This window comes from Vibrio sp. 2-1-2a (assembly GCF_032648565.1).
GTDB classification, from domain to species: Bacteria; Pseudomonadota; Gammaproteobacteria; order Enterobacterales; family Vibrionaceae; genus Vibrio; species Vibrio diabolicus.
In genome coordinates, this window is the sequence record NZ_WBOH01000004.1 from 409,091 (window position 1) to 432,042 (window position 22,952).

The 22,952-nt window shown below is 45.4% G+C and carries 20 protein-coding genes and 1 pseudogene; 9 read left to right on the forward strand and 12 right to left on the reverse strand.

The genetic code is table 11. The features are described from left to right. Nucleotide 1: 1 nt before the first annotated feature. Both F7Y48_RS13690 and F7Y48_RS13695 read right to left on the reverse strand, forming a co-directional pair. Entirely contained in the window at nt 2-394 is a 393-nt protein-coding gene (locus F7Y48_RS13690; RefSeq protein ID WP_021451742.1) for a TerB family tellurite resistance protein, read from the reverse strand. Then, the gene (locus F7Y48_RS13695) at nt 375-1,361 is read right to left on the reverse strand and encodes a helix-turn-helix transcriptional regulator (protein WP_081886403.1); all 987 of its coding nucleotides are present in this window, start codon (nt 1,359-1,361) and stop codon (nt 375-377) included. The genes F7Y48_RS13690 and F7Y48_RS13695 overlap by 20 nt, the downstream gene beginning before the upstream one ends. A gap of 337 nt (nt 1,362-1,698) precedes the next feature. On the opposite strand from F7Y48_RS13695, the gene F7Y48_RS13700 reads away from it, so the two are divergent. Further along, a complete protein-coding gene (locus F7Y48_RS13700) occupies nt 1,699-2,370 on the forward strand; it encodes a GGDEF domain-containing protein (protein WP_316684699.1) in 672 nt (223 codons plus the stop codon). A 353-nt stretch (nt 2,371-2,723) separates the two neighbouring features. Here the strand turns inward: F7Y48_RS13700 and F7Y48_RS13705 are convergent, their stop codons facing one another. From F7Y48_RS13705 to F7Y48_RS13715, 3 genes are all read right to left on the reverse strand, one after another. Next, on the reverse strand, nt 2,724-4,007 hold the full coding sequence (locus F7Y48_RS13705) for an FAD-dependent oxidoreductase (protein WP_316684701.1): 1,284 nt from the start codon (nt 4,005-4,007) through the stop codon (nt 2,724-2,726). Between the two features lie 41 nt (nt 4,008-4,048). After that, entirely contained in the window at nt 4,049-5,533 is a 1,485-nt protein-coding gene (gene nhaC, locus F7Y48_RS13710; RefSeq protein WP_258507109.1) for a Na+/H+ antiporter NhaC, read from the reverse strand. 134 nt (nt 5,534-5,667) lie between these two features. After that, entirely contained in the window at nt 5,668-6,627 is a 960-nt protein-coding gene (locus F7Y48_RS13715) for an ornithine cyclodeaminase family protein (RefSeq protein WP_258507110.1), read from the reverse strand. A gap of 168 nt (nt 6,628-6,795) precedes the next feature. On the opposite strand from F7Y48_RS13715, the gene F7Y48_RS13720 reads away from it, so the two are divergent. Next, entirely contained in the window at nt 6,796-7,578 is a 783-nt protein-coding gene (locus F7Y48_RS13720) for an AraC family transcriptional regulator (protein ID WP_258507111.1), read from the forward strand. A 40-nt stretch (nt 7,579-7,618) separates the two neighbouring features. Here the strand turns inward: F7Y48_RS13720 and F7Y48_RS13725 are convergent. The 7 genes and pseudogenes from F7Y48_RS13725 to F7Y48_RS13755 all read right to left on the reverse strand — a co-directional run. Next, a pseudogene (locus tag F7Y48_RS13725) lies at nt 7,619-7,702 on the reverse strand (transcription elongation factor GreB); the annotation flags it as partial. 240 nt (nt 7,703-7,942) lie between these two features. After that, nucleotides 7,943-8,368, reverse strand: a complete 426-nt coding sequence (locus F7Y48_RS13730; protein WP_012841209.1) for a phosphate-starvation-inducible protein PsiE — start codon at nt 8,366-8,368, stop codon at nt 7,943-7,945. Nucleotides 8,369-8,534: 166 nt separating this feature from the next. Beyond that, entirely contained in the window at nt 8,535-9,374 is an 840-nt protein-coding gene (locus F7Y48_RS13735) for an ABC transporter ATP-binding protein (protein WP_005394930.1), read from the reverse strand. 35 nt (nt 9,375-9,409) lie between these two features. Beyond that, on the reverse strand, nt 9,410-10,267 hold the full coding sequence (locus tag F7Y48_RS13740) for an ABC transporter ATP-binding protein (RefSeq protein WP_005394932.1): 858 nt from the start codon (nt 10,265-10,267) through the stop codon (nt 9,410-9,412). Nucleotides 10,268-10,276: 9 nt separating this feature from the next. Further along, nucleotides 10,277-12,103 carry an extracellular solute-binding protein gene (locus F7Y48_RS13745; RefSeq protein WP_005394933.1) on the reverse strand — a complete coding sequence of 609 codons (1,827 nt, stop codon included), beginning with the start codon at nt 12,101-12,103 and terminating at the stop codon, nt 10,277-10,279. A 37-nt stretch (nt 12,104-12,140) separates the two neighbouring features. Continuing rightward, nucleotides 12,141-13,184 carry an ABC transporter permease gene (locus tag F7Y48_RS13750; RefSeq protein WP_006741815.1) on the reverse strand — a complete coding sequence of 348 codons (1,044 nt, stop codon included), beginning with the start codon at nt 13,182-13,184 and terminating at the stop codon, nt 12,141-12,143. Between the two features lies 1 nt (nt 13,185). Beyond that, on the reverse strand, nt 13,186-14,211 hold the full coding sequence (locus tag F7Y48_RS13755; protein ID WP_005394935.1) for an ABC transporter permease subunit: 1,026 nt from the start codon (nt 14,209-14,211) through the stop codon (nt 13,186-13,188). A gap of 820 nt (nt 14,212-15,031) precedes the next feature. Between F7Y48_RS13755 and F7Y48_RS13760 the strand changes: the two genes are divergently transcribed. The 7 genes from F7Y48_RS13760 (at nt 15,032) to F7Y48_RS13790 (ending at nt 22,667) form a co-directional block, all read left to right on the forward strand. Next, nucleotides 15,032-17,632 (forward strand): TonB-dependent receptor, encoded by a 2,601-nt coding sequence (locus tag F7Y48_RS13760; protein WP_316684708.1) that lies wholly within the window; start codon nt 15,032-15,034, stop codon nt 17,630-17,632. 65 nt (nt 17,633-17,697) lie between these two features. Beyond that, nucleotides 17,698-18,462: a DUF3450 domain-containing protein gene (locus tag F7Y48_RS13765; RefSeq protein WP_104971145.1), complete on the forward strand. Its 765-nt coding sequence runs from the start codon at nt 17,698-17,700 to the stop codon at nt 18,460-18,462. 3 nt (nt 18,463-18,465) lie between these two features. Further along, nucleotides 18,466-19,827 carry a MotA/TolQ/ExbB proton channel family protein gene (locus tag F7Y48_RS13770; protein WP_316684710.1) on the forward strand — a complete coding sequence of 454 codons (1,362 nt, stop codon included), beginning with the start codon at nt 18,466-18,468 and terminating at the stop codon, nt 19,825-19,827. Between the two features lie 9 nt (nt 19,828-19,836). Next, complete coding sequence (locus F7Y48_RS13775) at nt 19,837-20,364, forward strand: MotA/TolQ/ExbB proton channel family protein (RefSeq protein ID WP_005379363.1); 528 nt, start codon at nt 19,837-19,839, stop codon at nt 20,362-20,364. Between the two features lie 25 nt (nt 20,365-20,389). Continuing rightward, nucleotides 20,390-20,797, forward strand: a complete 408-nt coding sequence (locus F7Y48_RS13780; protein WP_005379359.1) for an ExbD/TolR family protein — start codon at nt 20,390-20,392, stop codon at nt 20,795-20,797. A gap of 4 nt (nt 20,798-20,801) precedes the next feature. Then, complete coding sequence (locus tag F7Y48_RS13785) at nt 20,802-21,434, forward strand: energy transducer TonB (RefSeq protein WP_006741809.1); 633 nt, start codon at nt 20,802-20,804, stop codon at nt 21,432-21,434. Nucleotides 21,435-21,443: 9 nt separating this feature from the next. After that, on the forward strand, nt 21,444-22,667 hold the full coding sequence (locus F7Y48_RS13790; RefSeq protein ID WP_114323045.1) for a tetratricopeptide repeat protein: 1,224 nt from the start codon (nt 21,444-21,446) through the stop codon (nt 22,665-22,667). Nucleotides 22,668-22,952: the final 285 nt, after the last annotated feature.

Below are 22,952 nucleotides of genomic sequence, written 5' to 3' on the forward strand. Positions count from 1 at the left end.
TTTATTTCTCCAAAAATTTTTCTGCTTCGAGCACAAGAGCCATCTGGCGCTGAACCCAATCCTTTAACTCTTCAATGATTGACAAGTCCACATTTAGGCTTTCTGCTACACTTTTTATGAAATTGTCTTCACTTTCTTCAATTACCTGATCCGCGTAAGCAACACCAACTAATTCAATTAGAAACGCCATTTTCTGCGCCTTTTCTGAAAAGATCGCAGAAAGCTTTTTAATATCAAACGTTTTATCTAAATTTGCACTGTTGTTACATTGAGCAGTGATTCCCTCCAAAAGTAGAGTTTCTCGTTCATCAACGTATCCATCAGCTGCAATTAACTCCTTAGAGAAGTAATATAATGCGGCTTGTTGTTCATCATTAAGGTGCTGAATAAACATTGCTATTTCCTTTCTTTTTATAGATGTTACAGACGTCTGTTCCAAAGCTCTTAAGCCACTTATCAAGTAAGAATGAATCAATGACAGTGGCTGACACTCTATAGGCGCTTCCCAACTCTTCTATGATCTGGTCTTCCGATAGTGGGGTCTCAACAAGGTGGTATCCAGCCTGTTTATCTATATCAAACTGAACTCGACACAACTCTCCCTCGCCAAAACCAAATCTTCCGTCAGAATCGTATTTAGCCAACGAAAAGCTCTCCGGTCTCTTGAAGTTAAATGACGAAACTATCGCATCATTTATACGATGGACGGCTAAGCTTCTTTCATTGTTGAAACCGTCAAACCGGCACACTAGATAAAGTCGAACTCCTTGCTGTGCAAGGCCGAGCGGCATAACTGTAGATGTTCTAACTTGCTTATTGGCATTGTGATAGGTTACGGTCAATAAACGATCTTCATACAATGCCTTACTTATATTTTCTAAAACTTTGTTATCAATTTTTGGCGCTAGAAGAGGTTGAGACTCTCGCACTACTTTGATTTTATCTTTCCACACGCGATCTTTATGGTTTTTAGGGTCAAACTCGAGGTTATACCTAGCCTCTGTAAAGTGAGGTCTTAATGACTGCATTACATCTTTTGGTAGCAGTAACTTTAGGTGCTTCTCTGCTAAAGCCAAGAGTAAAGATTCATGAGCATTAAGTGAGCTCACTCCTAGTGCGTGACTATTTCTATCAAAACTGTACCCATAAGGCTTAGAGCGAGTATCCCTATCTATGGGAAAGTGTTCACTCAACATCTCTAGATTGCGTTGTATTGTTCTTATATCTCGCGAAATGCCTATTACTTCTAATTGCTCTCGTATTTCTAGAGCCGTTATCTTTCTGTGCTTAGGGATTCGTTTCAGTATTTCAAGCACAAGAACTAATGAGTCTTGTGTACTTTTTCTTTTCGACAAAGCCAAGTTATTCCGTTGTTTAAATCTATCGTGACATTCGTTCCATAAATGAGAACATCGATACTATACATGTGAAACCAATCCATCATGTGACTTAATGCACACAAATTATATTTGATTCCAGCGACAAGTTGTGTCGCACAAATATCAACCAGAAAAAGTTCAAAAAATAACGAATTTTACTTCGGTATACTGATCTCAGAGGTAAGCTAGCGACCGTCAGCTACAAAGTCAGCACGTTAGAGGAAAATGAGATCGAAACATCGGAGGAGTGACCTACTACGACATAACTTGCCGCATAACAAAGTAACCTAATATCAATCAAGATATTGAAGGTAACGATATGTCAAAAAGTAAAGGCCATATTCATGCCCGTAGCATTTCACTTATTGATGAACAAAGCATGCCCCTTCCCAATAATGTTGGACTGAAAAACATACTAAAAAAAATTTCAGACTTAGAGAATGAAAATCAACAACTTACAAACAGAGTTTTACTCTTAGAGAAGCGTTTAAGTGTTGATTTTTTGACTGGCTTATCTTCTCGTGCTCAAGGCATTACACACATAGAGTCTCTAATTCAAGATAATGATATTGGAACTTTCTCACTGGTATTTATCGACTTAGATCAGTTGAAGAAAATTAACGACTCTGCTGGTCATGTTGTCGGAGATAGAATGATTGAAAGACTAGGTAATATCTTGAAAAAAATGCAACTACCAAAGCAGACGATAGCTAGGTTTGGAGGAGATGAATTCATTGCCATCCTCCCAAACTACGACCACCAAAAGACCACGAGTTGGTGTAACTGCTTACAAAAAAGAGCTAAGCTTCAGGAGCCGATACGTATTAATGGACAGCATTTCTACCTTTCTGTTTCAGTTGGATCCTACGTGCACCATAAGGCAAGAGAGCCTGAACATTTAGATGCAAAGCAACTAATAGAGAGAGCAGACAAAGATATGTATAAAAACAAACAAAGCAAAAACGACTCACTCAAAAAGTTATGTCTATAAAGTACCAAGCGGTGGGTAATATGGTGGTTAAAAAATATAAAATAACGAATTAAGTTCAATAAAATATTGATATAAATGAATTTTCACAAATAAATCGACATTCAGATCCAGAATATAGAATAGATTCCAACCAGTTCCATGCCCATGTATAAAGCCCTTAATTAAAAGGGCTTTCTTATTTCGCTCTTCTGTACACATCCATGGAATTCATCATCAACCACGAATCTGCGGGGCGTAATCAAGCGCAGGCAAGTGGCAATATATCAATGATGTGCCAGTGTGAATCGACATGTGAGATACCCACTCCGTTCGACGTGCTTTTTTATCACGCTACTATCTGCTGTCTGTGGGTCTTAAAATCGGTTTACCCGATACGGCTTCACGTCAAACTCAGGCTCCACTTGGCGCAATAGGCTAATAACCAACTCTGCACTAATGGCGGCTTGAGTCAGCCCCAAGTGCTGATTCCCAAAGGCAAACAATAACCGTGGATGACGCGGGTGCTGGTCTATCACTGGCAACGAATCCGCCAGAGTCGGTCTATGTCCCATCCATTCACTCACTTTAAGAGCAGGGTTATTTAATCGTGGCAATAGTTGCCTACTGTGATGGCGCAGCACATTAAACCTGCGAGCAAACTCAGGTAAACGCAAACCACCTATTTCCGTGATCCCAACCACCCTTAAACCAGACGCCAAAGGGCTCATCACAAATTTACGCTCCGCAGAGCCAATCGGATGTTGGAGTGGCGGCGTCTCCATGTCGGCAGTCTCTATCGTCAGGTGGTACCCGCGTTCCGCTTCAAGTGGAACAGATATCCCTGTTTGTTCTAACAGAGGCTTACCCCAAGCGCCGGTGCAAAGCACCACATGCTCGAACCTATTTTGACTCGTCGCTGTGACCACCCCAACGGCGTTCTCTTGCGGAAGAATTTCACTCACTTCTGTTTGTTCAAAACACCCACCGCGCGCTTGAAAAACCGCAAACAGTTGCTTCGATAGTAAATAAGGATCTTTCACTCGACACGCATTAGGGAAAAACAGAGCGTGACTGACAGTCTCAGCCAGCTCTGGCTCTTTTTCCCTCAGTTGTGCGCCCTGCAGTAGGACACTTTCTATGTCCCATTGAGCAAGGTAAGCAGCATGCGTTTTGGCCTCGTCTAACTTATTTTCTGACTCCCATACCAACAGGTAACCTGACGGAACAAGATATTCTTCAGCCCCTATATCAGCCAAGCAGCGTTGCCAAGCGGGAACGGCCGCTTGATTGAGCTGGTAGAGCGCTTGTCGACTGACTTCCACTCGTGCAGAAGAAGCAGAGCGAACAAAACGCGCTAACCAAGGTAGGGCTTGGGGTAAATACTTCCAAGGAAGAGCCAACGGCCCCTTGGGATCCAGCCACATCCTTGGCGCGGCAGCCAGTGTCTTTTTCGTTGCCAGAGGATCAATCAGTTCCGTTGCTAAATAGCCAGCATTACCAAACGAAGCGCCTTCACCCGGCAAACCCTTGTCAAACAAAGTGACTTGAAAGCCATGACGCTGTGCTTCTAGGGCGGTACAAAGCCCCACCACTCCAGCCCCCACAACCGCAACGGTGGGCTTGTCGTTAAAAGGGGTATGTTTCGTGGATTGTGTCATGTTCTACCTACAGGCTTAGCTAAAGAATGATTGGATACGGTTTAATGGGTACTGCTACTCGCTGGTGAGACAGGCTCTGTGCTTGTCGGCGCCTCTTGCTCCACACGCTTTGAGAACCACCCTGTCTGGGCGTATAAAATGCCAATCGCTGGTGATAACCAACAAGCAAACGCCAACGGTGCATACAACAAAGCACTGTAATCGCCTGGTGCGACAATCAGCCCCAAGGTTCCCATCACAAATGCACCACCCGCATTCCAAGGGATCAATGGCGAGACTAAGGTTCCCCCTTCTTCAATCGCTCTGGAAAGGTTAAGTCGGCTATAGCCCAACTTGTCATATTGCGGACCAAACATACGCCCAGGTAAAGCAATCGAGAGGTACACATCACCCGATACGGCGTTGGTCGCAACGGAAGTAAGAATGGCATTCGTTTGTAACCCTTTGAAACCTCGTGTCGACTTCATCACGGCATTCACGACCGACTCTAAACACCCAGTCCGCTCCAGTGCACCACCAAATGCCAACGCAAACATCATCAAAGTGATCACCCAAGTCATTGAGGTAACGCCACCGCGATTTAGCAAGTTATCCAACGCGGCCGATCCGGTCTCTATCTTGTATCCACTGTGGGCAAACGTGAGAATGTCATTCAGGTTGTAATCGTAATTGTGAACCGCGACACCAGCGCCGAGAACAAAGCCAATAAACAGGGCTGGGATCGGTGCTATTTTGTAAAACGCCAATAGCATCACCACCAAGAGCGGCAGTAAAGGCAACAAACCGAGTAAGAAATGACTCTCCATGCCCGATTGAATCGCGGTGATTTGTTGTAGCTGTTGTTGAGCGTCAGAGGTCGCATCCCCCATCACTGCACCACCAAGAATCGAGTACAGCGTCAAAGCGATCAGCATGGCTGGAATGGTTGTCGGCATCATATTGCGAATATGAGCAAATACATTGGTTTCGGTTACGGCGGCTGCAAGGTTAGTGGTGTCCGATAACGGTGAGATCTTGTCGCCGAAAAAAGCGCCTGAGACAACGGCACCCGCCGTCCAATATGCTGGAATACCAAACGCAAAACCGATTCCAACTAACGCCAGGCCGACCGTGCCCACGGTTGTCCAGCTCGAACCAATCGAAAGAGATACCAAAGAGCACAATAGCATGGTGGCTGCCAAAAACCACTCCGGCTCAATCAAGACTAAGCCGTAATAAATGAGGGTTGGCACGGTGCCACTGGCTATCCACGTACTTACCAGCATCCCTACCACAATAAGGGTTGCAATGGAGGGCATCGCCACATGTAAGACACGAAATGCGCCGGATTCGATGTCCTGCCAACGCAGCCCTTGGTACCAGCCAACTAACGCGGTAATAGCAAAACCAATCGCTAACGCGATATGTGGAGTAAAGTCGTCATAATAAAAAATCTGTGTCGCTAACAAGCCAATGGTGAGGATAATCGGTACGACCGCCAAGCCTAGTGGTGGCGGCGCCGTATAATCTGAGTTCTTTTTAGTCATAGGTCTTTTTCCAAATCACGTCACGAGGGACCGCACCTGAAAAGGTGCGGCGCGCATGGAAAGCCTGATAGCGGATAACAAAGCCGCAAGCAGGGCAAAAGAAAAGCCAAGATATGCGTCGGCCTGATTACGATTTACGCACCCTGCACTGACTGATAAGCCAGAATCGCGCCCGCCAGATCTTCACGAGAGTCACCAACCGATTTAAACAGCGTGATCGCCGTTTCTGGTTCGTCGAGCTCTGCACGTCCTGCATGTTGGCCACGACACAACACCGAAAAGTCCGCTAAAATCTTCTCTTCGGTAATCGCTCCGTCACGGATAGGCATGATCAACTCGCCCGTTTCAACCAGTGCCGCCGCCTTCACATCCACGAATACATTCGCTCTCTGTAACGCTTCGTTGTCGGTCTCGCGCATTGTCGGCGTAAAGCTCCCCACCAAATCTAAGTGCGCGCCCGGCTTCAGCCACTCACCTTTAATGAGGGGCTCGGTTGAAAGCGTGGCACAGCTAATGAGATCGGCTTCGCGCGCGACCGTTTCTAGTTGCTCATCGGAGCATGCAATGGCATCAACGCCCTCATCACGCAATTCTATAGCCAATTGCTCTGCCGCAGCCGGATTAATATCCCACACATGAACAGTTTCAATTGGACGTACACTCATATGGGCTGGTACTAGGCGTCGTGCAACGCGTCCTGCACCAACCATCAACATTTTGCTGGCCGTTTCACGCGAGAGGTAACGAGAAGCCAGTGCCGAGGCCGCCGCAGTTCTGCGCGCGGTGAGCTCATTGCCATCGATCTGAGCCAGCATTTGCCCTGTCTGACCACAACTCAGTAAATAGTGACTGCTGAGTCCAGGTTGATTACGCGCAGAATTCCCCGGAAAGACATTCACCTGTTTGACGCCCAAGTACTCGCCTTCAATCCATGCCGGCATTAATAACAAGGTCGCGCTAGGGTCTTGCGGCACATTCATCGTGTGATGGTGACGAATAGGCGCCGTTACATCACGGGTAAAAATATCTTTTAAAGCGTCGACCAATGGTAGCCAAACTAGTGCGTCGCGAACCTGTTGCTGGTTAAGTTGCATGTCATTCTTCCTTCCTTGTTAATATATTGTTATTTTATCTATTAATAGCGCCATTCATTTGCCCGAGACTCTGCGGTATTTAACCCAGACTCCGGAACTGAAAAACTTTGGGAAAGGAAAAGCTACATTGGGCAAACTAAGCGCGCGGATACAAGTAGGAAACTCACTGTGAATCAAACTCAGATAAGAAGAAATGTTATTGCCAGACGCCAGGGCCAACACCTGCACAGCTACGCTCAGGTATTGTTAGGCTGGCGAGGCACAATGGCGTGCGAGTTTGAACGCGAAAGTGGAAATATAGGCCATGGCACAGTGGCGATAGTGCCCGATAATGCCCCCCATTTTTATAATGGCTTAAGTGAAGATAGTGAGTTATTAGTCATCGACTTAGCGCCGGCTGACCCTTACATCCAAGCGCTGGAACAAGCGTGTAACTTGTCATTAAAGGAATCGGTATTTCAGCAGCCTTACTTCCTAGACTTGGGTACAGAAAGTCAGATATTGCTGGATTTTGCTGCGCAGAAAGTCTGTCAGGGCCAAATGTCACCACAGATAAACTGCCAGCTCGTGTCATTATTTTTAACGCAGCTTGGGCAAATGTCATCCAGAGTCACACCACCAGCCCCGCATCGTCGCTTAGAAGCCAGCCATTTGAATACGTATATCGATCAAAACATTTCGACGGCATTAACCAATGCTCAGCTAGCTCAGGCCATGCACCTCAGCGAAAGCCATTTTTACTGCTTATGCCAAAGGCAGTTTGGAGTGACACCACAAAAATACGTGATGCAGAGACGCATGCAAAAAGCACAATTTTTGCTGCGTAACAGCCATATGCCTATGACAGAACTTGCCGCCGAAGTCGGGTTTGCGCAGCTATCGAGTTTTTCTCGTGCCTACAAACGCAGCTTTCAACATTCGCCTAGTGACGTGCGCCGAAAGTCGCGCTAAACGTATGCACTAGGCCTAACTACAGGCTGAACAACGTCATTTATGAGTAACGAATGGCGTTCACAAACCACTCTTTGTAACCTTCTGGGGTTTTGACGCTAAACTCATCGTCGACTTCTATTTTTATTCTTAGATCCCTCATAGGCATTGCTCCTGTGTATCTACCCATGAACAGGCCACCAGCATTAACAAGCAGTTTTCTAGTGTCCAAACTGATTCAAAAAGTCTTCAAATATGAATAAAAAGCTTAATGTTTTGTTTTTTAATAAAAACACACGCTCAAAAAGACAGTTCCAAAATATTGAATGATCTAAAAGTCATCGAGTATTGAAACAAAAAAGCCCCGCTAGTGCGGGGCTTTCTTTTATTCATCTTTTTCCAAGGTTCTGTTATCAACGTAGGGCCAATAATGATGCCCGACTCTGATGAGCAACGTTGCCGCAGCTAAGATAAACGCTGCCAGAGATAACCACACAACCAAAACCGCATCCAGTTCTTTCATTCCTAGTGTGATATAGCGGGCGATCGCCATCATCGCGATATAGATAGGATAGCGTACCGGAATTTTTCCGTTCATCACGAACTGCTGCACCATGGCGAGCACTTCCAGATAGATAAACATCAAAAGAATATCCGTGAGTAAGACACGCTTCTCGACAAATACGTGTACAAACTCTTGCATCATGGCGTACAACGTCGCCAAGGTAATAGAGACTAGTAATACCGCCTCCAAAATATGGAAGATTTTCAGGAACGGTCGACTAAAGGATTTCGGTAAATTCGACGGCATGGTCCATTATCCAGACAAATAAGATAGGCCTTGAGTTTAGCATGCAACGATCTTCAATCAATCATAATACTCAAGCGCCAATCGACACCAAGACCTAACATTGGCCTATAAAAACGCTCCGCTTATTTGGCGGAGCGTTTTTGTGTTATAGGACCTGTGGCATCACTTACGCCACTTGCTGCTTTTTTTCAGCCAGGCGCTTTTTCTTCCGATATTTAGGGTGGGTGATCGGAATCGCAGATAGGAGTTTCTTGGTGTACTCGTTTTGCGGGTTTGCATAAATTTCTTTCGCGCTGCCTGCTTCTACCACTTTACCAAAATACATCACGGCAACTTTGTCTGAAACGTGTTTCACCACAGAGAGATCGTGAGAGATAAAGATGATCGCCAAGTTCATCTCTTGTTGCAGTTGTAGTAATAGGTTCAGAATTTGTGCCTGTACCGATACATCTAGTGCAGATACCGATTCATCACAAATCAGTAATTTAGGCTTCAATGCAATCGCGCGAGCAATACCGATACGCTGACGTTGGCCGCCTGAAAACTCATGTGGATAGCGGTTGACTGCCGTTTCTGGCAAACCCACCTTGATTAAAAGCTCTTTTACCCACTGTTTGCGCTCGGCTGGCGTACCGATTTTATGAATAACAAACGGTTCTTCTAGAATCATACCGATGGTATGACGCTGATTGAGTGATTCCATTGGGTCTTGAAAGACGATTTGCATGTCTTTACGCAGCGATCGCATCTCTTTGACAGACAGTTTAGTGATGTCTTTACCTTCAAAGAAAATCTTACCTTCCGTTGGCTCGTATAACTTTAAGATCGTGCGCCCAAGGGTGCTTTTACCACAACCTGACTCACCAACTAGTCCCAGTGTTTCACCTTCAGAAACAGACAGTGAAACCCCGTCTACCGCTTTGATGGTGTAGCCTTTCTTGAACAGCCCTTTACCAGAAACAAAGTGCTGCTTAAGATTTTCAATTCTTAATACTTCTTTTGCCATAACATCCTCTTTTATGACTCGTTCACTTTGCCCAGTTAACTGGCAAACATACTGGCATCAATAGGCTTGATATCGATCATCTGCTTCGGCTCATTATCTAAGCTCGGCATCAACCCCATCAAACGCTCTGTGTATGGGTGCTGTGGGTTATCAAACAACTCAAAAATTTCTGCTTTTTCGACAATACGCCCACCATACATCACGGCAACATCATCACACACTTCTGCCACAACCCCGAGGTCGTGAGTAATGAAGATCATCGCCATGCCTGTTTCTTCCTGAAGCTCATTCATCAGTTCAAGGATAGACGCCTGAACCGTAACATCCAACGCCGTAGTCGGTTCATCACAAATCAGAATGTCCGGCTTACAGGCCAACGCCATCGCGATCATGACACGCTGGCGCATACCGCCAGATAGGTTATGGGGATACTCATTCAGTCGCTTCTCTGGCATTGGGATTTTGACTTTTGCCAGCATCTCAATCGAGAAAGCCTCCCGCTCCTTTTTGTCGAGCTCTGGTCGATGGAGTTCAAGCACTTCACATATTTGACGACCAATAGTGTGTACTGGATTGAGCGCCGTCATCGGATCTTGGAAGATGATCGAAATGCGATCGCCACGCATGGCGTACATCTCTTCCGCAGGCAAATCAACTAGGTTGGTGCCGCGATAATTCACTTCACCTTTGATGATGTTGCCATATGGCTTAGGTAAAAGCCCCATGATCGACATTGAGGTTACGCTCTTCCCACTGCCTGACTCTCCCACCAGACCGAGTGTACGTCCAGCTCTCACATCAAAGTTCACACCATGCAGCACCTTCACTGGTCCATCATCGGTGGTGAATTCAACTTCGAGATCTTTAACACTTAGGATTACATCGTTTTCCATAACCAATCCTTACAGCTTATAAGTGTCATCTACGACGACGACAGGTTCAAAAGCTTTGCCTGATTTCATCGCTTGTTTGGTTTCTTTCTTGATATCGCTATCAATCCAGTAAGTGCCATCCCCAATGATGCCACCACTGAACAACGCCTCTGTCATGCGATTCATTGGCTTATCAGGAAACTTTAGCCAGCGCCAGTGACCGTAGCGGACATAAGGAATCATGTAGCCTGTTACGATAACGTGCGCATCAATGATGTCACGCTGAATCTCATGACCTAGCTGGATCTTTTTATCCATATCCATGCTAAAACGATACTCGATGATCTTTTCATCCAGCTCTGGCGTGCTGTAGTTTGTGAAAGAGTTAGTTTGCGGCTTGTTCGCATTGACTGAATGGAAGTACTCCCAATACGTTGGGATCTCGGACGTACCCATATCTAAGAAAGCCAAATCGTGCTTTTTCTCACGGACGTATTTGAACATGGATGAGCCATCAACCAACTTGAGCTCAATATCCAACCCTGCTAGCTTGGCTTGCTCACGCAAAAAAGCAATACGAGGAGTATGAACAGGTGTTCCGTAGGTCAGCTCGAAGCTTAAACGCTCACCTTTATCATTGACACGAATACCATCGGAACCAATTTTGTTAAAGCCTGCGGCTTCGAATGCCTCGGCCGCTTTTGCGGGGTCAAATTTCGGTGCTTTCGCGTCTGGTAGGGTGTATTTACCATGGCCATAACCCGTCGGGTTTGGCTTACGGGAGTAGTCACCACGCATGATGTTCTCAATCATGCCATCAAAATCAATTGCGTAGGTAATGCCCTTGCGAACGTTTAAATCATCCAGTAAAGGCATCGCGGTGTTCATCCATACGCCGCCCGCACCGACTGGAAATTGGTTGTAACCCCAGAACTTTTGAATGTAGCCTTTTTGGTACGGTTCTGTGTTCGATTTATCGTGCCATAGACTTGGCAGAACCAGACCAAATGCATCCAACTTACCCTTTTCAAAATGCTTCATCGCAATATCGCTATCGCGGATCACCGTGATGCGAATCTTGTCGACATTGTAGCGATTTTGGTAGTACTTATTGCTGTAACCCCACCAATCTTCACCAACATGTTTGAAAGTCACACTTCTACCTTTTTTGATATCATCTAGGTAGTACGCACTGGTCGTTGGTTCACTTTTAAAGTTGTAGTAACGGACAAAGTTGTCGTGAATACCATCACCATTTTCGTCCTTTGAAGGATTGGCATAAAAGTGTGCGGGACGAGGGCGTAAAGCCCCCATTCTTAGCAACAATTCTTCCGGATTGAACTCTTTCGCGGCCTTAACAGCAAACGTATGAGCGTCGTACTTAATAACGTCCGCAATGGTTTTGTTGTAATAATCGTTGTACCAAGGCTCGAGGATATCCTTAGAACGATAAAACTTAAGCATGAATACAAAATCGTCGGCAGTCACAGGCTTGCCGTCCGACCATTTGGCTTCTGGATTGAGTTTGAAATAGACGGTTTTATTGTCGCCAGCTAATGCCCACTCATTAGCAAGTTCAGGGATGAACTCTAAAGTGTCTGGGTGGCGAACCACCAATCCAGGGGTCTCATCCAAGATAAAGGAACGCAACCCCGCATTAGCGTCTGGGCCAACACTACGTAACGTCTGTGGAAAACTTGACATGAAGGTGCGATAGGTCCCTCCACGTTTCGCTTCAGGCGAACCATATTGAGGCTCATCCCAGTTTGTTTGCCAGTTTAAGTCAGTCGGAAGCGTTGCTGACATTGCACCAAAACTCAGGGCGCTCAGCGTGGACGCTAAAAATAATTTCTTCATAAAACTTCCCTTTTTATGTTTTGCTCACAATGCTCGCTTAAACATAGCGTGTGAATTTTTTCGGGTCGAAGGCAGCTCGAATGGCTTCACCAATAAAGGTCACCATTACCAACACGAGTACAATTGACGTCACCACTGAAGCAACAATCCATGGCGAGTCTAGGTTAGATTTACCTTGTTGTAGCAGTTCCCCCCAACTTGGCGTTGGTGGCATCAGACCTAAACCTAGATAATCCAAAGCGGTCAGCGCAGTGATGTTTGCTGCAATAGTGAACGGCGCCAATGTCACAATCATTACCATCGTATTCGGTAGGATGTGATTAAACAAAATACGTCCCGTCGATGCCCCTAAAGCACGTGCCGCCATTACGTATTCTCGCGCCGCTTCCTTATAGGTCATGGTCCGCATGTACCATGTCATACCCATCCAGGTGAAAAGCACGTTAATAGCGACAAAGAGAGCGAACGTCGGTTGAACGATTGAGACGAGAATCATAATGACGTACAAAAACGGCACCATTGACCAGATTTCGATAAGTCGCTGTACAAACAAGTCAAATTTACCGCCCCAAAAACCCATAGCACAACCAACTGCGGTGCCGATCGCGTAGGAAATTGCCATGGTGAGCAACGCAAATCCCATTGCCGTTCTGAATCCGTAGACAAGCCGCGCCAAAATATCGCGACCTATCACATCTGTACCTAAATAATGCTTGTTTTCGGCACTAGGCGCTGTTGGCGGGAAATCACCACTAAAATCCTGTTCATATGGGTTCCATGGCACAAGCGGCAAAATAACAAAGTTGTCGCCCCCTTCAGCCTCAAACGCTTTTTGCAGTACGCGATAATCCGCTTCGCTGGATGACTCTTGGCCAAATTCACTGCCTAAACGGACATCACTGACAACAGGAAAATAGTAGCTACCATCGTACTTGACGACTAGCGCTTTACTATTAATCAGAAGTTCAGCAAAGAGCGACAGGATCAACATGATTGAGAGAATGACAAACGACCAATAGCCTCGTTTGATCTCTTTAAAGTGGCGAATTTTCTTTTGAGTTAATGGACTAACTTTAATCATGTTACGCTCCAAACTTCACACGTGGGTCGACTAAAGCAACACAAATATCTGAAATAATGTTACCAATGAGCAGCAACAGCGCATTAATGGCGACAATACCCATAACAACAGGGTAATCACGCTCCATGATTGATTCGTAACCCAATAAACCAATGCCATCAATATTGAAGATAACTTCAATCAGGAAGGCACCAGTCATGAAGAACAACAAAGAGTTACCAAAGTGACTCGCGATTGGGATTAAGCTGTTACGCAACGCGTGCTTACGAACCGCCTTTTTGAAAGGTAAGCCCTTCGCGATAGCTGTACGGATATAGTCTGAAGAAAGGTTTTCCATCAGGTTGTTTTTCATCGTCATTGTCAGTGTTGCAAAGTCGCCAATGAGGTAACAGATTAAAGGCAACACCGCGTGCCACATGATGTCCTTGGCGCGTTCAAAGAAAGTTTCGTAATCGTCGAAGTCATCGCCGACAAAGCCTCCCATCGGAAACCATTCCAAGTGATAACTAAATAGCGTGATTAGCAATACACCCACCACATAGCCAGGCAAGGCATAGCCCACAAAGATGAGTATTGAAGAAGCGGAATCAAACACAGAGCCGTGCTTGAGCGCCTTGTAATAACCAAGAGGGATCGAGATAAAATAACTGATAAAAAAGGTCATGCCGCCATAAAATAACGACACAGGTAAACGCTCTGCAATCATGTCAGAGACAGGCTCGTAGTAACGTGTTGACTCACCAAGGTCTAGCACGACCAAGCGACTTAGCCACTCCACATACGCTTCTGTCACTGGCTTATCCAGACCGTAAAACGCATTTAGCTCAGCGATTTGATCATCAGAAAGGGCGGTATTGCCACCAGCAGACGTCATTGATGCGGCACCATCCCCTTGAGACTGCATTTGTGACAACATGCGTTCAACAGGTCCGCCCGGCACGAAACGAGTGATAGCAAAGATAAGAATAGTTATCCCGAGAAACGTTGGTATCACCAACGCCAAACGGCGTAAAAAGTACGACAGCATATACAACTTGCTCCTTGTCTACTGTCCAGTTCAGGCAGAGTGAAAGAGGAAGTTCCCCGCCTAAAGTGGTGCATATTTATCTCGTAGTAACTAAAACTGTTGAAACACACTCCCTGCGTTTCAAGAACCAGACTTTTCTACTACTGCAATAATTTCAGCGTCATATTTATCTTGAATCCACATCAGCTTCAAGTGTTTGAAACCAAAACATGACAAACTTCCTCCGAAGTCGAAAAACAGAAATGTTTTTGTAAAAAATTATAAAAAACCACAAAAATAATTCACACAGAATATCAATCTAGGCTGTTTAGAGCCAAAACCCTACATAAAAATGCAAATACATGGAATAAATAGACACATCCACCACATGTATATTTGACCTAAAAATACGAGTGAGCCCTTTTACAGCAATGGGTATCATATTTTGATACCACCCTATAAGTTCGAGTCACCAAAGTATGGATTCGATATAAAACTCATCTCAGAACAATTCACTGGAAAAATATCTTTTTTCAGATTCAATTACCCACTAAAAAACCATAGGCAAGATAAGTCATTAAAGTTTATAAGAAACACAAAATACGGTGTTTTATTGAAATTTGATGTCGCCTTGGTAAGGCTATTTAGTTTTTTATTCCGCGTTTTAAACCAACCCTGGTTATTTACATCTTTTTTACATTTAAGCATCCCCGTTTACCACTGGTTTGACTTCCTTTTTTCATCTCGGTTATACATTGGCCGAACGTTAACGAAATATTAACGTCACAATTGGCCGCTATGCGGCCAGACATAGGAAATAATAATAATCGGAGCAACAAGGATGTATAAAAACACAACCGCTTTATCTGTTGCGATAAGCCTTGCGTTAGGGACAGCAGCAGTCGTAGCCCCAGCAACAGCACTGGCAGAAGAGCAACAAGTTGAAAAACTTCAAAAGATGAAAGTTACTGGTTCGCGTATCTCCACGACGGATATGGAAGGTCCTTCACCAGTTACTGTTATTAATAGTAAAGATATTGAATCTAAAGGTTTTAACAGCGCGCAAGACGTGTTGAACAGTTTGACTCAAAACACCGGTGGTGTAATGGCTCAAACGAACTCTTTCTCATTCACACCTGCAGCACAGTCAGTCAACTTACGTGGTCTTGGCGCTTCACGCACATTGATTCTTATCGATGGTCGTCGCCTTCCTCAATATCCACTGGCTCAAGATGGCACATCTAACTTCCAAGACATTGGTCAAATCCCTGTTGCCGCTATCGAGCGTGTTGAAGTAATGACTGATTCAGGTTCCGCTATCTACGGCTCCGACGCGATCGGCGGTGTCGTAAACTTCATTTTAAAGAAAGACTTTGATGGCGTTTCTGTAAAAGTACGTGCGGGTGACGCAACAGATGGTGGCTACCAAAATGGCCGTTTAGACGTTGTTGCCGGTAAAGATTTTGACGATAAACGTATTCTCTTCGTTGGCCAATTTGCGGGCAACGAAATGCTTAAGCAATCTGACCGAGATGATTGGGCTGGCGATGACGGTTCTAGCCGTTCTCAGCTAAGTGGTTACTCTAGCTACGGTGCAAACTTTGAAGGCGCAAACGGAACACTTCTAACACCCGCTGATGCTGGTTCTTCATGTAAAGAAGTCGTTGGTGATGCCGCTATTGAACGAGCGGATGGCAAGTGTGGTGTTAACCGCTCTGCATACCGAACGTTGAAACCAGAAAATAAACAAGTAGACCTGCTTTTACGTGGTGAAATGGACATTAACGACAATGTCACTGCCATGGCAGAAGCCCGTTTTGGCTACAAGTCTACAGAATCTGAATTCGAACCTAACCCTTACAGCGTAGAAGTTGATGCCACTCACTTCCGTGGCGAAGGTGAATACACTCGCCGTATGGTCGAATTTGGTCCACGCGAAAGTAACACTGAAGCCGATTCTTTTGGCTTAACCTTAGGCTTGAACGGCCTGCTTGCTGATACGTATGATTGGGACCTATCAGCTGGTTACTCTGAGCAAAGCGTTGAAACAAGCAACCCAGCAATCTTCCTAACTCTTGATCAAGCCGTACAAAATGGCGATGTCGATCTTCTAGGGCCTATCTCTCAAGACGTCGTAAACAAATACAGCGGCACATCAAGCAAAGAAGCCTACTCAAAGCTTTACTCTGTTAACGGCTCACTGGCCGGTGATTTGGTTGAACTGCCTGCTGGTATGTCTGGCGTTGCTGTTTATGGTGAATGGAACCGTACTGACTACAATGAAACGATTGATGCGACAACAGCAGCTGGTGGTTTCTCTGGTCTAGGCGGAACATCAGGTGGCGGTGACCGTGATCAGATTGGTCTTGGTGTCGAAGCCCTAATTCCTATCATTGAAGATTTGGAAATGAGAGTCGCTGGTCGTTATGACCACTACTTCGACGACTCGGCAACAGGCGGAGCCTTCACTCCTAAAGTCGCACTAGCATACCGTCCTACTGACACTCTATTGCTTCGTGGTAGCTACGGTCTAGGTTTCCGAGCTCCTGACTTGAAACGACTATTTGGCGATCAAACTCGAGGCTTTGGTTCTGGTTTTGACCCTGTGCTTTGTGCCAACGCTGGTGGTAGCGGCCCACAAGATAAAGATAAGTACCCAGAGTGTGATACTCAATACTTCGATACGCTTAACGGCCCTAACTCTGAGCTGAAAGAAGAAACAAGTACAAACATTAACTTGGGTCTAGCTTGGGAACCTGTGGATGACCTTGGCGTAACCGTTGACTGGTACCACATCAAGATGGAAGACGTCGTAACAGCACCAACTTACCAAGACGTAATTAACGATCCAGGTAAATACCCAGGCACAGAAGTAGTTCGTAATACAGACGGTACAATCAAGTCCGTATCTTACGGCCCAGTCAACCAGTCATATGAAGAGCGTTCTGGTGTTGACCTTGCTGTGAAATATGCTTACGACACTAATGAGTTCGGTTCATTCAATACGCGCGTAGCTGTAACTAAGATCTTGATTGCTGAATATCAAGAAAACGACAGTGAGCCAGTAACGGATGAAAGAGATTTCATGCCTGAATACACCGCAACGTTAAACCTTGGCTGGGCATACGAAGATGTCGCTATCAACCTATTTGGTAAATACCGTGACCGTATGTGTTCAAGCTATGCGAACCGTTACTACTTTGATGACTGTGACTCTGCTAAGAAAGCTGGTTACAAAGCAGAAATCGCGAGCATGACAACATGGAACCTAACGGCTTCTTACCAGTTCAACGAGAGTGGTCGTGTAACTCTTGGTGCTATCAACATGTTTGACAAGGTACCGCCTGCCGATCCTCTAAATGATACCTCTCCATTCTATGCAACTGGATATGACGATCCAATCGGCCGTCAGCTTTACATCGAGGCATCATACGACTTCTAAAAAATATTTGGCGCGGGTTTTCCGCGCCCTTTTCGACTGACTAAAACACTGACAAGGATGCAACCATGAAATTCAAGGAATTTGGTCTCAGTGCCATAGCTGCAGCATTGCTTACTATCAGTAGTAGCTCTGTAGCGGCCAACTCTGGTGCTGTCGTTTCCACACAAGCAAAAGCAAATCAATCTTCAGAAGCTTCGCAACAAAAAATCGACAACTATGCCGAAAGCACTGAAGGCATGTTGGCAGAATACAAAGGCTTACTTCGTCAAATCGACAGTATGAAAGTCTACAACGAGCAAATTAACCGTATGGTTCAATCGCAGCAAGGCGAGTTGGACTCATTAAATAACCAAATTGCTCAAATCGATCAAACGGCAACAGAAGTGGTGCCACTTACATTAAAAATGATCGATGCACTCGACGAATTTGTGACTCTCGATCTGCCTTTCCAGAAAAAAGAGCGTAATAAACGTGTCCAAGAACTGCGTCGTCTCATGGATCGCGCCGACGTAACAACTTCAGAGAAATTCCGTAAAGTGATGGAAGCGTACCAAATTGAAGAAGGCTTCTCTCGCTCAATCGAATCTTACAAAGCTAGCCTAGACCGAAATGGTGAAACCGTGACTTACGATTTCCTACGTATTGGTCGCACAGCACTTCTATTCCAATCTCCAGACGGTGGTGAGACAGGTATGTGGAACCAACAAACACGTCAATGGGAAACATTACCAGAAAGCTACCGCATCGCGGTACAGCAAGGCCTTCGTATCGCGAAGAAGCAAGCGCCACCAGCGCTAATCAAACTGCCTGTATTTGCTGGGGAGGAATAAGAGATGAAAGGATTCAAAACTCTAGCCGCTGGCCTACTAGCGAGCTTCTTTATGGTTTCTGGCGTACAAGCAGAAGCGCCTAAAAACTTATCTGAACTACTTAAAAACGTAAAATCAGAAAGCATCGTTGAGTCGAAAGAGAACAAAGCCCGTGAAGCTGAGTTCAAGAACAACCGAGATAAACAAGCAGCATTATTGCAACAGGCTCGTGAAGAGCTAGCTGCACAGCAAGCACTGGGCGATCAACTTAAAGCAACCTTTGATGAAAACGATAAGCAGCTGACTGAACTAACAGAAACCCTACGTGTTCGCTCTGGTACTTTGGGCGAAATGTTTGGTGTGGTCCGCCAGTATGCGGGAGAGTTTAAGGGCTTATTTGCAGCCTCTCAAAACGCTGTTCAGTTCCCAGAGCGTGACGCTCTACTAACGAAACTGGCTGAAAGTAAAGAACTGCCGTCAACACAAGAGCTAGAAGCTTTCTGGCATACCATTCTTCAACAAGTGGTTGCTTCTGGCGAAACTGCAACAACCCAAGCAACGGTTGTTTATGGCGAAGGTAAAGAAGCGGTTCGCGATGTCACTCTCGTCGGTGAGTTTAACGCGATTGCCGATGGTAAGTACGTCACTTATGTACCTCAAACAGGTAAGTTCGAAGAACTCTCTCGACAGCCTCGCACCAATATTACACGTCATGTTGCCGGCTTTGAGTCAGCGTCAAACAGCTATGAACCACTGTTTATTGACCCATCCCGTGGGGTCATTCTGTCTCTACTTGTACAAAGCCCTACCGTTCAAGAACGTATTGATCAAGGTGGCATTGTAGGTTACGTCATCCTTGGTATGGGTGCAGTTGGCGCTATCATTGCTCTTGTTTGCTTCCTACGCCTTCAAGTGATTGGCGGCAAAATGCGTAAGCAAGCAAAATCAGAAACCGTGATTCCTGGTAACCCATTGGGTGAAGTTATCCAGGCTTACCAAGAGCACAAAGGTGACAACCTTGAAGATCTGGAAGCGAAGCTTGACGAAATCATTCTACGTAATGCTCCAAGCATTGAACGCTTCATCAGCTCAATCAAGCTATTTGCTTCTGTAGCACCTCTACTTGGCCTACTGGGTACGGTAATGGGTATGATCGGCACATTCCAAGCCATTACTCTGTTCGGTACCGGCGATCCTAAACTGATGGCTGGCGGTATTTCTGAAGCTCTTGTTACTACTATGCTAGGTCTGGTTGTCGCAATTCCATTGCTGTTCCTTTACACCATCGTACACAGCAAAGGTCGTCGTTTGGTTCAAACTCTTGAAGAACAGAGTGCAGGCTTCATCGCTCGCTATCAGGAAAAACTGCATAAAGCCGAAAGCTAAGGAGGCGTTATGTGGTGGTTAGTTGGAGAACTTGAATCAATTAGGCGCTTCTTGGGAATGGGTGGCGATGTACTCGTCGCCATCTTCATCCTCAGCTTTATGCTGTGGGCAGTATTGTTAGAACGTTGGTTCTATTTTGCTGCCGTCGCTCCAAAAGCCATGAAAAAAGCCGTTGGCTCATGGCAAGGGCGCTCAGAGCATCAAAGTTGGAACGCTAAGATGATCCGACAAGAAATCGTTTCTCGTCAGGATATTGAGAATAAAAAGGGACTACCAATCGTGAAAGTATTGATTGCACTTTGTCCCCTACTGGGTCTACTCGGCACCGTTGTCGGCATGATCCAAGTATTCGACATCTTAGCGGTAACAGGAACAGGAAGCCCTCGAGCAATGGCCTCGGGGATCTCAAAGGCAACAATCCCAACTTTAGCCGGGATGGTGGCTTCTCTATCAGGACTGTTCTTTAGTTCACGTCTTGATCATTTAGCCAAAGTCACAACGCAAAAGCTGGAAGACAAGCTAAAGCATATTGCCTGAGTAAATGGAATTAGAGGTATAGGTCATGAAAAGACGCTATAGCAGTGATAGCAGTGATGAAACCGCTATCGATATGACACCGATGCTCGACATCGTATTTATCATGTTGATCTTCTTTATCGTAACAACATCGTTCGTAAAAGAAGCAGGTCTGGAAGTAAACCGTCCGACGGCAAGCTCAGCGCAAACCGTTAAGAAAGGTAACATCATGGTCGCAGTTGGTGCGGCGGGTGATGTTTGGGTTGATAAACGCCGCATCGAAGTGGACGCGGTTCGCGCGAATATTGAACGTCTTCGTGCAGAAAGTCCTGATGGCGCAGTTGTTATCCAAGCCGACACTGAAGCAAATGCTGGCGTAGTCGTGAAGGTTATGGACCAGATCAAAATGGCAGGTGTAGAAAGCATCTCCATTGCCGCAACCAATAAGGATTAAGCTTATGCGGTATCTGGCCTCAATTGCACTGGCGCTCATTGTCTCCCTCGGGTTGTTCTGGGGGATGGACAAGCTAGTAAACAAAGAGCGCCACGAGTTAGTGTCGAATGATGACCTGCGTATGGTCGAGTTTATTCGCATTAAACCAGAAGAAAAAATACAGGAGAAAAAACGCGAACTTCCAAAACCACCACCACCTAAGCGTCCGCCGCCGCCGCCAGAAATGAAAGTGACAGCGACAGTAAAACCGGTGATGGAGCAGACCCCAATGGATATGCCAAAACTTGACCTACCCGTAAATGTTACAGGTGGCTCGGTGCTTGGACATTATAGCCAGGGTGGAGGTGCACAATTAGCGGGTAGCGGAGGTCCGACCCCTCTTGCAACATTCCAACCTCAAATGCCTAGAAAGGCTGCGAAAGCAGGAATTGAAAAAGGGGTTGTCTTACTAGAGTTTACTGTAAACGCACGTGGTGCCGTAGAGGACATCAAAGTTCTTAAAGAGCAACCACGACGCTTAGGCCTCGGTCGAGCGGCAAGAAAAACAGTCTCTAAATGGACATTTAAACCAAAATTGGTTGACGGGAAACCTGTTAGCTCACGCCTATCGCAAGAAATAGAGTTCTCAACCAATTAAGGAGTCACGATGAAAAGTTTATGGAAAAGCAAAGTGGCTTCTTTAATTCTCTTCGCAGGAGTGGCAATGGCCGCTCCTACGATGGCAAAAGAAGCTCCTCAGTTATCAGATCGGACATTTCGAACCGTCAACAAAGTGCAAGAGTTGATCGCAACTGAAAAATATTCAGCAGCGAAAGAAAAATTAGCAAGCGCTTTAGAAAGCACAAGTTCGAAAAAATACGACCGAGCAGTTTTACTTCAGCAAACGGGCTTTTTGTATTCGCTACAAGACAATTATGTGCAAGCCGCGAAATACTTTGCCGAAGCATTAAAGCTCGATGCGCTTCCCGTTCCAGTCGCTCAACAAGTTCGCTACAGCTTGGCTCAGCTTTACCTAGCTGAAGAGAAGTACACGTTGTCTGTGAAAACGATGAAAGAATGGTTCAAAGTTGCAGAAACAACCAAAGAGAAGCCTCAAGCTCATGCTTATATCACGTTAGCAAGCGCTTATGTCCAGTTGGAAGATTACAGAAATGCAATCCCACCAACCAAAAAAGCAATTGCGATGAGCAAGAGCCCAAGTGAGTCTTGGTACTTAATTCTCGTTGCCTCTCACTACGAGTTAGGCCAGCTGAAAAGCGTTGCCAGTGTGCTTAAAACCCTTACTTCAAAGTACCCTCAGAAAAAGCGTTACTGGATGCAACTTTCTGGCGTTTATATGGAGTTGGGTCAAGAGCAAAACTCTTTAGCAACCTTAGAAATGGTTTACAAAATGGGGAAACTGGAAGGAGAGAAAGAGTACTTACGTTTTGTAAACTTCTTAGCTTACCAAGGTATTCCATATAAAGCGGCCAAAACTCTTGAGAAGGAGATGGCATCTGGAAACATTGAAAAGACGAAGGAAAACTATGATCGCTTGGCCAGCTTCTGGCAGCAAGCTAAAGAGCTAGATAAATCGATTCTCGCTTATAAAAAGTCATATAACATCGCTCCTTCTGCTAAAACGCAAATTCAGATTGCTCGCTTAATGGTACAAGACAAGCAGTATTCTGAAGCGACTCGCTTTGTAGAAAACGCAGCATCGAATGCCTCTAAAGAGCAAAAGGCAGAACTTGAATACATTCGCGGAATGGCCTATTTCGAGCTTAAGCAGCCACAAAAGGCCTTACAGGCAATGAAAGGCGCGGCTCAATCGCCAAAATTTAGGTCTACCGTTAGCCCTTGGATAAATTTCCTAGAATCCCAAGGATAATTTGAAGATTAAGTGTGAGTCAGTCGCACGCCTGGGGAAGTGAAAGCTTCCCCTTTTTTCGTTTGTTTTTGCGCATGCGAGCTCTTTTCAACATTTAAGTAAGACGAAAAGATCAACTGGTAACAAAATAGAGATCATGATACTCTTCGCCTCCATTTTTCTGGCGGGATTATCACCAATATCCATCCCTTTGGTGGTTGATTTATCATTGCCAGTGCTATCGTTATAAGAATGTCGGACTTTCCTTCGGCACTCAATCAATCCAATCAAAAGTGGAACAGTACA